Consider the following 13138-nt stretch of genomic DNA (forward strand, 5'->3'; position numbering starts at 1 on the left):
TTAGTCGCCCAGCGCGTGCACCGTGGGCCCTGGCTGCTGAACAGATGGCTTGATAATAAATTCTGGAGCATTACGCATGAAGAAATTGGGCAAGACGCTGCTGGCCGCCGCCCTGATGGGTGCCGTGGCGACCGCTGTTCAGGCTGATGACAAAGTGCTGCACGTCTACAACTGGTCGGACTACATCGCCCCGGACACCGTGGCCAACTTCGAGAAGCAGACTGGCATCAAGGTCGTCTACGACGTCTTCGACAGCAACGAAACCCTCGAAGCCAAGCTGCTGGCGGGCAAGTCGGGCTACGACATCGTCGTGCCGTCCAACAACTTCCTGGCCAAGCAGATCAAGGCTGGCGTCTACCAGGAGCTGGACCGTTCCAAGCTGCCCAACTGGAAAAACCTCGACCCGGCCCTGCTCAAGGCCGTCGGCGATGCCAGCGACCCGGGCAACAAGTTCGCCTTCCCGTACATGTGGGGCTCCATCGGCATCGGCTACAACCCGGAGAAGGTCAAGGCCGCGCTGGGCGTGGACAAGATCGATTCGTGGGACGCCGTGTTCAAGCCTGAGAACATCGCCAAGCTCAAGAGCTGCGGCGTGAGCTTCCTCGATGCACCGACCGAGATGATCCCGGCCGCGCTGCACTACCTGGGCAAGCCAAGCGACAGCACCAAGAAGGAAGACCTGAAGGCCGCCGAAGACCTGTTCCTCAAGATCCGTCCTTCGATCACCTACTTCCACTCCTCCAAGTACATCTCGGACCTGGCCAACGGCAACATCTGCGTGGCCGTGGGTTACTCGGGTGACCTGGAGCAGTCCAAGGCCCGTGCCCACGAGGCCGGCGACAAGGTCAAGCTGAGCTACACCATTCCTAAAGAGGGTGCCGGCACCTTCTACGACATGGTCGCCATTCCGAAGGACGCCGAGAACGTCGAAGCGGCCTACAAGTTCATGGACTACCTGATGCAACCGGAAGTCATGGCCGGCATCACCAATGCCGTGCGCTTCCCGAACGGCAACAAGGCGGCTACCCAGTTCGTGGACAAGGACATCACCAGCGACCCGGCTATCTACCCGTCCGATGAAGTGAAGGCACAGCTGTACGCCATCAAGGCGCCGGAGAAGGCCGCCCAGCGCGACATCACCCGTAGCTGGACCAAGATCAAGTCGGGCAAGTAAGCCCGATGCGGGACCCTCTGGGCCGGGCCTTTGCGGCCCAGAGGCAGCTTTAGGCAAATAAGTTTGCGGCATCGTAGCCGTGAAGGTAAGTTGCGCGCCGGTTTTGCGTGAGCGGCCAGGTTTTCCGCCCGCAAAGGCACTGATTGTAAGGAGCCCCCACTTGTCTATTTCTGTATTGCGCAAGGCCTTGATGGCTGGAGCGGGCCTGACGCTGGCTTGCAGCGTCCAAGCGGCGCCCACGGTGCATATTTACAACTGGTCCGACTACATCGGGCCGACCACCCTCGCGGATTTCGAGAAAGAAACCGGTATCAAGCCGGTGCAGGACGTGTTCGATTCCAACGAAACCCTGGAAGGCAAGCTGCTGGCCGGCAAGACCGGCTATGACGTAGTGGTGCCGTCCAACCATTTCCTCGGCAAGCAGATCAAGGCGGGCGCGTTCCAGAAGCTCGACAAGGGTCTGTTGCCCAACTATGCCAACCTCGACCCGGCGCTGATGAAGCGCCTCGAGAAGAACGACCCGGGCAATCAGTACGCCGTGCCCTACCTGTGGGGTACCAACGGCATCGGCTACAACGTCGAGAAGGTCAAGGCGGTGCTGGGCACCGACAAGATCGACTCCTGGGCCGTGCTGTTCGAGCCCGAGAACATGAAGAAGCTCAGCAAGTGCGGCGTGGCCTTCCTCGACTCGGCCGACGAGATGCTCCCGGCGGTGCTCAACTACATGGGCCTGAGCCCCAACAGCACCGACCCTGAAGACTACAAGAAGGCCGAGGCCAAGCTGTTGGCCGTGCGCCCCTACGTGACCTACTTCCACTCTTCGAAATACATCACCGACCTGGCCAACGGCGACATCTGCGTCGCGGCAGGCTTCTCCGGTGACGTGTTCCAGGCCAAGGCCCGCGCTGCTGAAGCGAAGAAAGGCGTGAGCCTGGCCTACGCAATCCCCAAAGAAGGCGGCAACCTCTGGTTCGATGTGCTGGCGATCCCCAAGGATGCCAAGAACCTCAAAGAGGCCCACGCCTTCATCAACTATTTGCTGAAGCCTGAGGTTATCGCCCAGGTCAGTGATTACGTCGGTTACGCCAACCCGAACCCCAAGGCTGGCGACCTGATGGACCAGGCCGTGAGGACTGACGCCGCGGTTTACCCACCGCAGGAAGTGCTGGACAAGATGTTCGTCAACGCAGAGTTGCCACCCAAGGTGCAGCGTCTGATGACCCGCAGCTGGACCAAGGTCAAGTCGGGCAAGTAACAACAATCCAGGCCCGCCACGGCCCCTGTAGCAACAGGCCGTGTGGGCATATAAATCTTGTTGGGAGTTTCACTCATGGCAGTTGCCTCCGGTGCCTATAAGAAAGCCCTCGAGGGTGGCCAGCAACCCAAGCAGGTGCTGGTCAAGATCGACCGGGTCACGAAGAAGTTCGACGAAACCATAGCCGTGGACGATGTGTCCCTGGAAATCCGCAAAGGCGAGATCTTCGCCCTGCTGGGTGGCTCCGGTTCCGGTAAATCGACCCTGCTGCGCATGCTCGCCGGCTTCGAGCGCCCGACCGAGGGACGGATCTTCCTCGACGGTGTCGACATCACCGACATGCCGCCCTACGAGCGGCCGATCAACATGATGTTCCAGTCCTACGCGCTGTTCCCGCACATGACCGTGGCGCAGAACATCGCCTTCGGCCTGCAGCAGGACAAGATGCCCAAGGCCGAGATCGACGCCCGCGTGGCCGAGATGCTCAAGCTGGTGCACATGACCCAATATGCCAAGCGCAAGCCGCACCAGCTGTCCGGTGGCCAGCGCCAGCGTGTGGCCCTGGCCCGTTCGCTGGCCAAGCGCCCCAAGCTGCTGCTGCTCGACGAACCGATGGGCGCGCTGGACAAGAAGCTGCGCTCGCAGATGCAACTGGAGCTGGTGGAGATCATCGAGCGCGTGGGCGTGACCTGCGTGATGGTGACCCACGACCAGGAAGAGGCCATGACCATGGCCCAGCGCATCGCCATCATGCACCTGGGCTGGATCGCCCAGATCGGCAGCCCGATCGACATCTATGAAACCCCGACCAGCCGCCTGGTCTGCGAGTTCATCGGCAACGTCAACCTGTTCGAAGGTGAAGTGGTCGAAGACGCCGAAGGCCACGCGGTCATTGCCAGCCCGGAGCTGGAGCGCAAGATCTACGTCGGCCACGGCATCACCACCTCGGTGGAAGACAAGCACATCACCTACGCCCTGCGCCCGGAGAAACTGCTGGTCACCACCACGCAGCCAACCTGCGAGCACAACTGGTCGCGTGGCAAGGTTCACGACATCGCCTACCTCGGTGGCCACTCGGTGTTCTACGTCGAGCTGCCCAGCGGCAAGGTAGTCCAGTCGTTCGTCGCCAACGCCGAGCGTCAGGGCACCCGCCCGACCTGGGGTGACGAAGTGTACGTGTGGTGGGAAGACGACAGCGGCGTGGTACTGCGGTCATGAAACTGCGCAAGCTCAAGCGAGCCTTCCAGCGCCTGACCCCGGAGGGGCGGCACCTGGTGATCGGCGTGCCGTTCATCTGGCTGTTCCTGTTCTTCATGCTGCCGTTCTTCATCGTGTTGAAGATCAGCTTCGCCGAAGCCGACGTGGCGATCCCACCTTACACCGAGATCTACAGCTACCTCGAAGGCAAGGTGCAGCTGGTGCTGAACCTGGCCAACTATGGCCTGCTCACCGAAGACGAGCTGTACATCTCGGCCTACCTCGGTTCGTTGAAGGTCGCCCTGTTCAGCACCCTGCTGTGCCTGCTGATCGGCTACCCGATGGCCTATGCCATCTCCAAGGCCAAGAAGGAGTCGCAGACCGTCCTGCTGCTGCTGATCATGATGCCGACCTGGACCGCGATCCTGATCCGCGTCTACGCCTGGATGGGCATCCTCAGCAACAACGGGCTGCTCAACAGCTTCCTGCTGTGGCTGGGGCTGATCGACCAGCCGTTGCAGATCCTCAACACCAACCTGGCGGTATATATCGGCGTGGTCTATTCGTACCTGCCGTTCATGATCCTGCCGCTGTACGCCAACCTGGTGAAGCATGACGAAAGCCTGCTCGAGGCCGCATCGGACCTGGGTTCGAGCACCTTCAACAGCTTCTGGAAGATCACCGTGCCGCTGTCCAAGAACGGCATCATCGCCGGCTGCATGCTGGTGTTCATCCCAGTGGTGGGCGAGTTCGTGATTCCTGAACTGCTTGGCGGCCCGGAAACCCTGATGATCGGCAAGGTGCTGTGGCAGGAGTTCTTCAACAACCGTGACTGGCCGGTAGCGTCCGCGCTGGCAGTGGTGATGCTGGCGATCCTGATCGTGCCCATCCTGCTGTTCAACCGCAGCCAGGCCAAAGAGATGGAGGGTCGGGCATGAAACGCTTCAGTTTCTCCAACCTGATGCTGGTCATCGGCTTGCTGTTCATCTACCTGCCGATGCTGATCCTGGTGATCTACTCGTTCAACGCCTCCAAGCTGGTGACGGTGTGGGGCGGCTGGTCGGTGAAGTGGTACGTTGGCCTGCTCGACAACAGCCAGCTGATGGGTTCGGTGATGCGCTCGCTGGAGATCGCCTGCTACACGGCGGTCGCTGCGGTGGCGCTGGGCACCCTGGCGGCCTTCGTGCTGACCCGGGTCACCCGCTTCAAGGGCCGCACGCTGTTCGGTGGCCTGGTCACCGCGCCGCTGGTGATGCCCGAGGTGATTACCGGTCTGTCGCTGTTGCTGCTGTTCGTGGCCATGGCGCAGATGATCGGCTGGCCCCAGGAGCGTGGCATCGTCACCATCTGGATCGCCCACACCACGTTCTGCGCCGCCTACGTGGCGGTGGTGGTGTCGGCGCGCCTGCGTGAGCTGGACCTGTCGATCGAAGAAGCGGCCATGGACCTGGGTGCCAAGCCGTGGAAGGTGTTCTTCCTGATCACCATCCCGATGATCGCGCCATCGTTGGCGGCGGGCGGCATGATGTCGTTCGCCCTGTCGCTGGACGACCTGGTGCTGGCCAGCTTCGTGTCCGGCCCCGGCTCGACCACGCTGCCGATGGAAGTGTTCTCGGCGGTGCGTCTGGGCGTGAAGCCCGAGATCAACGCCGTGGCCAGCCTGATCCTGCTGTCGGTGTCGCTGGTGACCTTCCTGGTCTGGTACTTCAGCCGCCAGGCCGAAGAACGTCGCCGCAAGGCGATCCAGCAGGCGATCGAAGAAGGCGCTGCTGCCAACGTTTCGCAGCCGCAGGTGCGTCGCCCGGCCCAGGCCACCGCACAGGCCTGACGCCATTCGCGAGTAAACTCGCTCCCACAGGTACAGCGCCCATCTTGAGTGCGGCGCTAACCCTGTGGGAGCGGGTTCACCCGCGAATGACCCGGCACAGGTTCAAAGCCAGACCGCATCCCAATGCGGGTAATCCCTGACACTTCCCACCAGCCCAGCCCGCAATGGATTGGCAACGATATACCTGGCAACCCACTTCACATCCTGGTCTCGACGTATTGCTCTGTCCTGATAGCCGGACTGCCATACCGGCTCCTGCTCAACTCCCGACTTATGCAAGGCAAGGCTCGAGCGCGATTTGAATCTGCGCATCAGCGTGGCAAGCGTCACCGAATGCAGTTCGACAAGCCAATGCAAATGGTCTGGCATGACTACCCACGCCAGCGATTGGCAAGATTGTTCCTGGTCGGATTTGCGCAGTTCGTTGATCACGAGCCGGGCACTATGGAAATCCATGAACAATGGTTTTCGTTGGTGGGTGATGGTGGTCAGTAGATAGATCCTGCCCGGTTCAGAGAACCGTCCTCGGCGAAGCAGATACGACTGGGCCAGGCTCATGCAAGTCGTCCTTGAATAGGGGCTCGGCATGAACACTAGTGGCGCGTCTTGAAGCTACGCGTGGCAGATGTTTTCAGAATGTGGCCGCATGTCGTAGACCATTGATCCAGCTCGGCCCTGTGGGAGCGGCTTTAGCCGCGAAGCGGGCAACGTGGTGCTTGGCACCGGCTAAGCCGGTGTTCGCGGGTAAACCCGCTCCCACAGTTACCGCGCCAGATTTCAGAGTTGAAGCAAGACAGTTGCTCCCAAAGGGGAATTGCCCACAGCCCCATGCCGTTTGTCGATCCCTGATCTACGCTTCTCCCACGCGTCGTACAAACCATTCGTACAAGCGAGGAGCCTGCATGTCGGTATCGCATCCGATCATGGTCGGTGGCCTGGGGCTGTTGTTGATGCTTTCGGGCTGTGACAAGGAAGAAGCCGCCCCTGTATTGCCCAGAGTTGCGGTGCAACAAGTCCAACCTACCGATTTCGCTGCCCGGGTCACCCTCACCGGCGATGTGCAGGCGCGGGTGCAGACCGACCTGTCGTTCCGCGTGGGCGGCAAGATCATTTCCCGCAGCGTCGATGTGGGCGACCACGTCAAGGCCAACCAGGTGCTCGCGCGCCTGGACCCGAAAGACCTGCAGAACACCGTCGACTCGGCCAAGGCCGAGGTGTTCGCCGAACAGGCGCGGGTGACCCAGAGCAGCGCTGCGTTCATCCGTCAGCAAAAGCTGCTGCCCAAGGGCTACACCAGCCAGAGCGAATACGATTCCGCCGAGGCCGCCCTGCGCAGCAGCCAGAGCGCGCTAAAGGCGGCCCAGGCGCAGCTGGCCAATGCCAACGAACAGCTTGGTTACACGGCGCTGGTGTCCGAGGCCGATGGCGTGATTACCGCCCGTCAAGCCGAAGTGGGGCAGGTGGTGCAGGCGACCATGCCGATCTTCAGCCTGGCGGTGGACGGCGACCGCGACGCGGTGTTCAACGTCTACGAATCCCTGCTGGTCAAGCCGCCCAGCGACGAAGGCGTGGTGGTCAGCCTGCTGGACAACCCTGCGGTGAAGGCTGAAGGCCGGGTTCGCGAGATCACCCCGACAGTGTCCGCCGAAAGCGGCACGGTGCAGGTCAAGGTGGCCCTGCGCAACGTGCCGGCCGGCATGCAGCTCGGCTCGCCGGTGACCGCCACCGGCAACGCCCAGGGCCGGCCAAGCATCGAGTTGCCCTGGGCCGCGCTGACCAAGGCGCTGCACGAGCCCGCGGTGTGGGTGGTGGGCGAGGGCGACAAGGTCGAACTGCGCAAGGTCCAGGTGTCGCGCTACCTCACCGGCAAGGTGGTGATCGCCGACGGTATCAAGGGCGGCGAGACCGTGGTGGTGGGCGGCGGGCAGTTGCTGCACCCCGGCATGCAGGTCGTCAAAGTCACCGCCAAGGACGGAGGGGCCGCGCCATGAAACGCCCGTTGTCGATCCTCTGCGCCAGCCTGTTGCTCGCTGCCTGCGGCGGTGAAGAAATGCAGCCGGAGATGATACGCCCCGTGCTGTCGACGCTGGTCGAGCCGCAAGTGCAATCGCAACTTGGGCGGTTCGCCGGCACCATCCAGGCGCGTTTCGAAAGCACCCTCGGTTTTCGCGTGTCCGGTCGTATCGCCCGGCGCTGGCTGGATGTCGGTGCCCGGGTGAAGCCCGGCGATACCCTGGCGACCCTCGACCCTACCGATCAACAGAACCAGCTGCGCGCCGCCGAAGGTGACTTGGCCAAGGTCCAGGCGCAGTGGATCAACGCCCAGGCCGACGCGCGCCGCCAGCAGCAGCTGTACGACCGTGGCGTGGGCGCCCAGGCCCAGCTGGACATCGCCCAGACCGACCTGAAGACCACCAGCGCGGCGCTGGAACAGGCACGCTCGGCGGTCAGCCAGGCCCGCGACCAGTTGGACTACAGTACCCTGCGTACCGACCATGCCGCCGTGGTCACCGCCTGGCAGGCCGAAGCCGGGCAGACCGTCAGCGCAGGCCAGGCCGTGGTCACCCTGGCACGCCCGGACGTCAAGGAAGCGGTGATCGACCTGCCGATCCCCCTGGCCGAGCAGTTGAACAAGAGCCTGACCTTCACCGTGGCCTCGCAGCTCGACCCGAGCATCAACACCACCGCCACCCTGCGCGAGCTCGAGCCCCAGGCCGACGCCACTACCCGTACCCGGCGTGCCCGGCTGACCCTGGCCAGCACCCCGGATGCGTTCCATCTGGGCACCGCGATCAGCGTCACCCTGAGTTCGGCGGTGAGCCCGCGCAGCGAGCTGCCCCTGACCGCGCTGCTCGAACGCGATGGCAAGACCCAGGTATGGGTCGTCGACCCGCAGCAGAAAACCGTGGCCGCCCGTGACGTCGCGCTGCTCGAACGTACCGCCGACCGCATCGTCCTGACGTCCGGCGTGCAGCCCGGGGAGCGGGTGGTGACGGCCGGTGTGAACAGCCTCAAGCCTGGCCAGAAAGTGACCTTCGACGAGGACCCACAATGAAAGGAAGCTTCAACCTCTCGGAGTGGGCCCTCAAGCACCAGTCCTTCGTCTGGTACCTGATGTTCGTCGGCGTGCTGATGGGCATTTTCTCGTACTTCAACCTGGGCCGTGAGGAAGACCCGTCCTTCACCATCAAGACCATGGTGATCCAGAGCCGCTGGCCGGGCGCGACCCAGGACGAAACCCTCTACCAGATCACCGACCGCATCGAGAAAAAGCTCGAAGAACTCGATTCGCTCGACTACGTGAAGAGCTACACCCGCCCTGGCGAGTCCACGGTGTATGTCTACCTGCGCGACACCACCAAGGCCAAGGACATTCCCGAGATCTGGTACCAGGTGCGCAAGAAGATCCAGGACATTCGCGGGCAGTTCCCCCAGGGCATCCAGGGCCCGGCCTTCAACGACGAGTTCGGCGACGTGTTCGGCTCGATCTACGCCTTCACCGCCGACGGCCTGACCCTGCGCCAGCTGCGCGATTATGTGGAAGTGGCTCGCGCCGAAGTCCGCGAGGTGCCCAACATCGGCAAGATCGAGCTGATCGGCACCCAGGACGAGGTGCTCTACCTGAACTTCTCGACCCGCAAGCTGGCGGCCCTGGGCATCGACCAGCGCCAGGCCATGCAGGCCCTGCAACAACAGAACGCGGTGACCCCGGCTGGGGTGATCGAGGCGGGGCCGGAGCGCATCTCGGTGCGCACCACCGGGCAGTTCGCCTCGGAGAAAGACCTGGAAACGGTGAACTTGCGCATCAACGACCGGTTCTTCCGGCTGGCGGACATCGCCGACATCGAGCGCGGCTACGTCGACCCGCCATCGCCGATGTTCCGCTTCAACGGCCAGACCGCCATTGGCCTGGCGATCGGCATGAAGGCCGGCAGCAACATCGAGGTGTTCGGCGCGGCACTGAAGGAGAAGATGGACAAGGTGGTGCGCGACCTGCCGGTGGGCGTCGGCGTGCACAACGTGTCCGACCAGGCCGTGGTGGTCAAGCAGGCGGTCGGCGGTTTCACCAGCGCGCTGTTCGAGGCCGTGGTGATCGTGCTCGCCGTGAGCTTCGTCAGCCTTGGCATACGCGCGGGCCTGGTGGTGGCCTGCTCGATTCCGCTGGTGCTGGCCATGGTCTTCGTGTTCATGGAGTACAGCGACATCACCATGCAGCGGATCTCGCTCGGCGCGCTGATCATCGCCCTGGGCCTGCTGGTGGACGATGCGATGATCACCGTCGAGGTGATGGTCACGCGGCTGGAGATGGGCGAGACCAAGGAGCAGGCGGCCACCTTCGCCTACACCTCGACGGCCTTCCCGATGCTGACCGGCACCCTGGTGACGGTGGCCGGCTTCGTGCCGATCGGCCTCAACGCCAGCTCTGCGGGCGAATACACCTATACCCTGTTCGCGGTGATCGCCGTGGCCCTGATCGTGTCCTGGGTGGTGGCGGTGTTCTTCGCCCCGGTGCTCGGCGTGCACATCCTCAACAGCAAGGTGAAGGCCCACGAGGCCAAGCCCGGGCGTGTCGACCGGGCGTTCGAGGGCGGGCTGCTGTGGTGCATGCGCAATCGCTGGCTGACCATCATCGGCACCATCGTGCTGTTCGCCTTGTCGCTGTTCTGCATGCGCTTCGTGCAGAACCAGTTCTTCCCGTCCTCGGACCGCCCGGAAATCCTCGTCGACCTCAACCTGCCGCAGAATGCCTCGATCGAGGAAACGCGCAAGGTGGTCGACCGCCTGGAAGCCAGGATCAAGGACGACCCGGACCTGGTGCGCTGGAGCACCTACATCGGCCAGGGCGCGATTCGTTTCTACCTGCCCCTCGACCAGCAGTTGCAGAACCCCTACTACGCCCAGCTGGTGATCGTCAGCAAGGGCTTCGAAGAGCGCCAGGGCATGATGGATCGCCTGCAGAAGCTGCTGCATGAGGAGTTCGTCGGCGTGGGCACCAACGTGCAGTCGCTGGAGATGGGCCCGCCGGTGGGGCGGCCGATCCAGTACCGGGTCAGCGGCAAGGACATCGACCAGGTGCGCCGGCATGCCATCGAGCTGGCCACCTTCCTCGACAGCAACGAGCACATCGGCGAGATGATCTACGACTGGAACGAGCCCGGGAAGGTGCTGCGCATCGAGATCGCCCAGGACAAGGCCCGTCAGCTGGGGCTGTCTTCCGAGGACGTGGCCAACGTGATGAACAGCATCGTCAGCGGCGTGCAGGTCACCCAGGTCAACGACAACATCTACCTGGTCAACGTGGTCGCGCGCGCCGAGGACAGCGAGCGTGGTTCGCCCGATACCTTGCAGAACCTGCAGATCGTCACGCCCAGCGGCGCGTCGATCCCCCTGCTGGCGTTCGCCACCGTGCGCTATGAGCTGGAGCAGCCGCTGGTGTGGCGGCGCGACCGCAAACCGACCATCACCATCAAGGCCTCGGTGGTCGGCGACATCCAGCCCACTGACCTGGTGGCCGAGCTCAAGCCGGGCATCGACGCCTTTGCCAGCAAACTGCCGGTCGGCTACGAGGTGGCCACCGGGGGTACGGTCGAGGAGAGCGCCAAGGCTCAGGGCCCGATCCGCAAGGTCATCCCGTTGATGCTGTTCCTCATGGCGACCTTCCTGATGATCCAGCTGCACAGCGTGCAGAAGCTGTTCCTGGTGGTCAGCGTGGCGCCCCTGGGGCTGATCGGCGTGGTCGTGGCGTTGGTGCCCACGGGCACGCCCATGGGCTTCGTGGCGATCCTCGGGATCCTTGCCCTGGCCGGCATCATCATCCGCAACTCGGTGATCCTGGTGACCCAGATCGACGAATTCGAGGAACAGGGCCTGTCGCCCTGGGAAGCGGTGCTGGAGGCCACCAACCATCGCCGGCGGCCGATCCTGCTGACGGCGGCGGCCGCCAGCCTGGGCATGATCCCGATTGCCCGCGAAGTGTTCTGGGGGCCGATGGCCTACGCCATGATCGGCGGCATCATCAGTGCAACGCTGCTGACGCTGCTGTTCCTGCCGGCGCTGTATGTGGCCTGGTACAAGATCCGCGAGCCGCAAAAGACTCCCTGAGAACCACGCGGACCCTGTGGGAGCTGGCTTGCCAGCGATGGCGTCGTCAGCCTCACCGACGCTATCGCTGGCAAGCCAGCTCCCACAGGGTTCGTCGTTTACGCTAATGGTTATATAAACATTCTTAAACAGTATTTTTAAGAATAACCCCGCCTCACTACTATGGCTCTCACGCCAGGCGCATATCCCCTTCAAACCTCTGCCCGGCACCCTTACTCCAAGGAGAACGAGCATGAGTGCATCACTGCGCAGCATCGACGGTCAGGACGAAGCCACCATCTTGCGTGAAATCCAGAGCGCCCTGCGCGACCTGCGCTTCGGCGCCGTGGAGATCACCGTGCACAACGCCCAGGTGGTGCAGATCGAACGCAAGGAGAAGTTCCGCCTGCAGCAGCCCGGCAACAAGGCCGGCTGATCACGCAACAACCCCTAATTAGAAAAAATGCCAATCGGGAGCTTCACCATGTCCATCCGCCGTTATGCGCTTGCCGCCCTGGCCAGCGCCGTTTTTGCCGGTTCCGCGATCGCCAAGGACTTCGAACTGTTGAACGTGTCCTATGACCCGACCCGCGAGCTGTACCAGCAGTACAACGCCGAGTTCATCAAGCACTGGCAAGCCGCTCACCCGGGCGACAAGGTGAAGATCCAGCAATCCCACGGCGGTTCGGGCAAGCAGGCCCGCGCGGTGATCGATGGCCTGCGTGCCGACGTGGTCACCCTGGCCCTGGCCGGCGATATCGATGAAGTCGCCAAGCTCGGCAAGACCCTGCCCGAGGACTGGCAGAAGCGCCTGCCGGAGGCCAGTACCCCGTACACCTCGACCATCGTGTTCCTGGTGCGCAAGGGCAACCCGAAAGGCATCAAGGACTGGGGCGACCTGATCAAGAAGGACGTCTCGGTGATCACCCCCAACCCGAAAACCTCCGGCGGCGCCCGCTGGAACTTCCTCGCCGCCTGGGCCTACGGCCTGAAAGCCGGCGGTAGCGAAGACAAGGCCAAGGCCTATGTGCAGGAGCTGTTCAAGCACGTACCGGTGCTGGATACCGGCGCCCGTGGTTCGACCATCACCTTCGTCAACAATGGCCAGGGCGACGTGCTGCTGGCCTGGGAGAACGAGGCCTTCCTGGCGCTGAAAGAAGACGGTGGCGCCGACAAGTTCGAGATCGTCGTGCCGTCGCTGTCGATCCTCGCCGAGCCGCCGGTGGCCGTGGTCGACAAGAACGCCGAGAAGAAGGGCAACGAAAAGATCGCCGAGGAATACCTCAAGCACCTGTACAGCCCGGCGGGCCAGAAGATCGCCGCCGAGAACTTCTACCGTCCGCGTGATGAGAAAGTTGCCGCCGAGTTTGCCAAGCAGTTCCCGAAACTGGACCTGGTGACCATCGACAAGGACTTCGGTGGCTGGAAGACTGCGCAGCCGAAGTTCTTCAATGATGGCGGTGTGTTCGACCAGATTTATCAGGCACAGTGATCGGTAGTTCCGGCAATGTCTGGATTTGGCGTGGGAGCGGGCTTGCCCCGCGATGGCGTCGGTAAGTCCACCATCGCAATCGCGGGGCAAGCCCGCTCCCACGCAATTCAC

General features: G+C 63.0%; 11 protein-coding genes. 10 read left to right on the forward strand and 1 reads right to left on the reverse strand.

What is annotated here, in order from left to right:
* Nucleotides 1–76: 76 nt before the first annotated feature.
* From F6X61_RS04670 to F6X61_RS04690, 5 genes are all read left to right on the forward strand, one after another.
* On the forward strand, nucleotides 77–1174 hold the full coding sequence (locus tag F6X61_RS04670) for a polyamine ABC transporter substrate-binding protein (RefSeq protein WP_153785609.1): 1098 nt from the start codon (nucleotides 77–79) through the stop codon (nucleotides 1172–1174).
* 160 nt (nucleotides 1175–1334) lie between these two features.
* On the forward strand, nucleotides 1335–2429 hold the full coding sequence (locus tag F6X61_RS04675) for a polyamine ABC transporter substrate-binding protein (protein ID WP_153785610.1): 1095 nt from the start codon (nucleotides 1335–1337) through the stop codon (nucleotides 2427–2429).
* A 75-nt stretch (nucleotides 2430–2504) separates the two neighbouring features.
* Nucleotides 2505–3647 carry a polyamine ABC transporter ATP-binding protein gene (potA, locus tag F6X61_RS04680; protein WP_110992168.1) on the forward strand — a complete coding sequence of 381 codons (1143 nt, stop codon included), beginning with the start codon at nucleotides 2505–2507 and terminating at the stop codon, nucleotides 3645–3647.
* The gene (locus F6X61_RS04685; protein WP_178125767.1) at nucleotides 3644–4564 is read left to right on the forward strand and encodes an ABC transporter permease subunit; all 921 of its coding nucleotides are present in this window, start codon (nucleotides 3644–3646) and stop codon (nucleotides 4562–4564) included. Before potA ends, F6X61_RS04685 begins: the two co-directional genes overlap by 4 nt.
* On the forward strand, nucleotides 4561–5454 hold the full coding sequence (locus F6X61_RS04690; protein ID WP_153785612.1) for an ABC transporter permease subunit: 894 nt from the start codon (nucleotides 4561–4563) through the stop codon (nucleotides 5452–5454). The genes F6X61_RS04685 and F6X61_RS04690 overlap by 4 nt, the downstream gene beginning before the upstream one ends.
* Before the next feature lie 102 nt (nucleotides 5455–5556).
* Here the strand turns inward: F6X61_RS04690 and F6X61_RS04695 are convergent, their stop codons facing one another.
* Complete coding sequence (locus F6X61_RS04695; RefSeq protein WP_153785613.1) at nucleotides 5557–6012, reverse strand: transposase; 456 nt, start codon at nucleotides 6010–6012, stop codon at nucleotides 5557–5559.
* A gap of 344 nt (nucleotides 6013–6356) precedes the next feature.
* On the opposite strand from F6X61_RS04695, the gene F6X61_RS04700 reads away from it, so the two are divergent.
* From F6X61_RS04700 to F6X61_RS04720, 5 genes are all read left to right on the forward strand, one after another.
* Nucleotides 6357–7445: an efflux RND transporter periplasmic adaptor subunit gene (locus F6X61_RS04700; RefSeq protein ID WP_153785614.1), complete on the forward strand. Its 1089-nt coding sequence runs from the start codon at nucleotides 6357–6359 to the stop codon at nucleotides 7443–7445.
* Nucleotides 7442–8509: an efflux RND transporter periplasmic adaptor subunit gene (locus F6X61_RS04705; protein WP_153785615.1), complete on the forward strand. Its 1068-nt coding sequence runs from the start codon at nucleotides 7442–7444 to the stop codon at nucleotides 8507–8509. Before F6X61_RS04700 ends, F6X61_RS04705 begins: the two co-directional genes overlap by 4 nt.
* Nucleotides 8506–11556: an efflux RND transporter permease subunit gene (locus F6X61_RS04710; protein ID WP_153785616.1), complete on the forward strand. Its 3051-nt coding sequence runs from the start codon at nucleotides 8506–8508 to the stop codon at nucleotides 11554–11556. The genes F6X61_RS04705 and F6X61_RS04710 overlap by 4 nt, the downstream gene beginning before the upstream one ends.
* A gap of 232 nt (nucleotides 11557–11788) precedes the next feature.
* Nucleotides 11789–11971: a sulfur starvation response protein OscA gene (gene oscA, locus F6X61_RS04715; RefSeq protein WP_016712582.1), complete on the forward strand. Its 183-nt coding sequence runs from the start codon at nucleotides 11789–11791 to the stop codon at nucleotides 11969–11971.
* A 48-nt stretch (nucleotides 11972–12019) separates the two neighbouring features.
* Complete coding sequence (locus tag F6X61_RS04720; RefSeq protein WP_153785617.1) at nucleotides 12020–13027, forward strand: sulfate ABC transporter substrate-binding protein; 1008 nt, start codon at nucleotides 12020–12022, stop codon at nucleotides 13025–13027.
* Nucleotides 13028–13138: the final 111 nt, after the last annotated feature.

Origin of the sequence: Pseudomonas sp. EMN2, from assembly GCF_009650555.1 — a bacterium.
Classification (GTDB): domain Bacteria; phylum Pseudomonadota; class Gammaproteobacteria; order Pseudomonadales; family Pseudomonadaceae; genus Aquipseudomonas; species Aquipseudomonas sichuanensis.

What these genes read in the sequence shown, in the direction of transcription:
- F6X61_RS04670 (WP_153785609.1), top strand. Translation starts at nt 77, where the DNA reads ATGAAGAAATTGGGCAAGACGCTGCTGGCCGCCGCCCTGATGGGTGCC.
- F6X61_RS04685 (WP_178125767.1), top strand. Translation starts at nt 3,644, where the DNA reads ATGAAACTGCGCAAGCTCAAGCGAGCCTTCCAGCGCCTGACCCCGGAG.
- F6X61_RS04700 (WP_153785614.1), top strand. Translation starts at nt 6,357, where the DNA reads ATGTCGGTATCGCATCCGATCATGGTCGGTGGCCTGGGGCTGTTGTTG.
- F6X61_RS04720 (WP_153785617.1), top strand. Translation starts at nt 12,020, where the DNA reads ATGTCCATCCGCCGTTATGCGCTTGCCGCCCTGGCCAGCGCCGTTTTT.
- F6X61_RS04710 (WP_153785616.1), top strand. Translation starts at nt 8,506, where the DNA reads ATGAAAGGAAGCTTCAACCTCTCGGAGTGGGCCCTCAAGCACCAGTCC.
- F6X61_RS04705 (WP_153785615.1), top strand. Translation starts at nt 7,442, where the DNA reads ATGAAACGCCCGTTGTCGATCCTCTGCGCCAGCCTGTTGCTCGCTGCC.
- F6X61_RS04690 (WP_153785612.1), top strand. Translation starts at nt 4,561, where the DNA reads ATGAAACGCTTCAGTTTCTCCAACCTGATGCTGGTCATCGGCTTGCTG.
- oscA (WP_016712582.1), top strand. Translation starts at nt 11,789, where the DNA reads ATGAGTGCATCACTGCGCAGCATCGACGGTCAGGACGAAGCCACCATC.
- F6X61_RS04695 (WP_153785613.1), bottom strand. Translation starts at nt 6,012, where the DNA reads ATGAGCCTGGCCCAGTCGTATCTGCTTCGCCGAGGACGGTTCTCTGAA.
- potA (WP_110992168.1), top strand. Translation starts at nt 2,505, where the DNA reads ATGGCAGTTGCCTCCGGTGCCTATAAGAAAGCCCTCGAGGGTGGCCAG.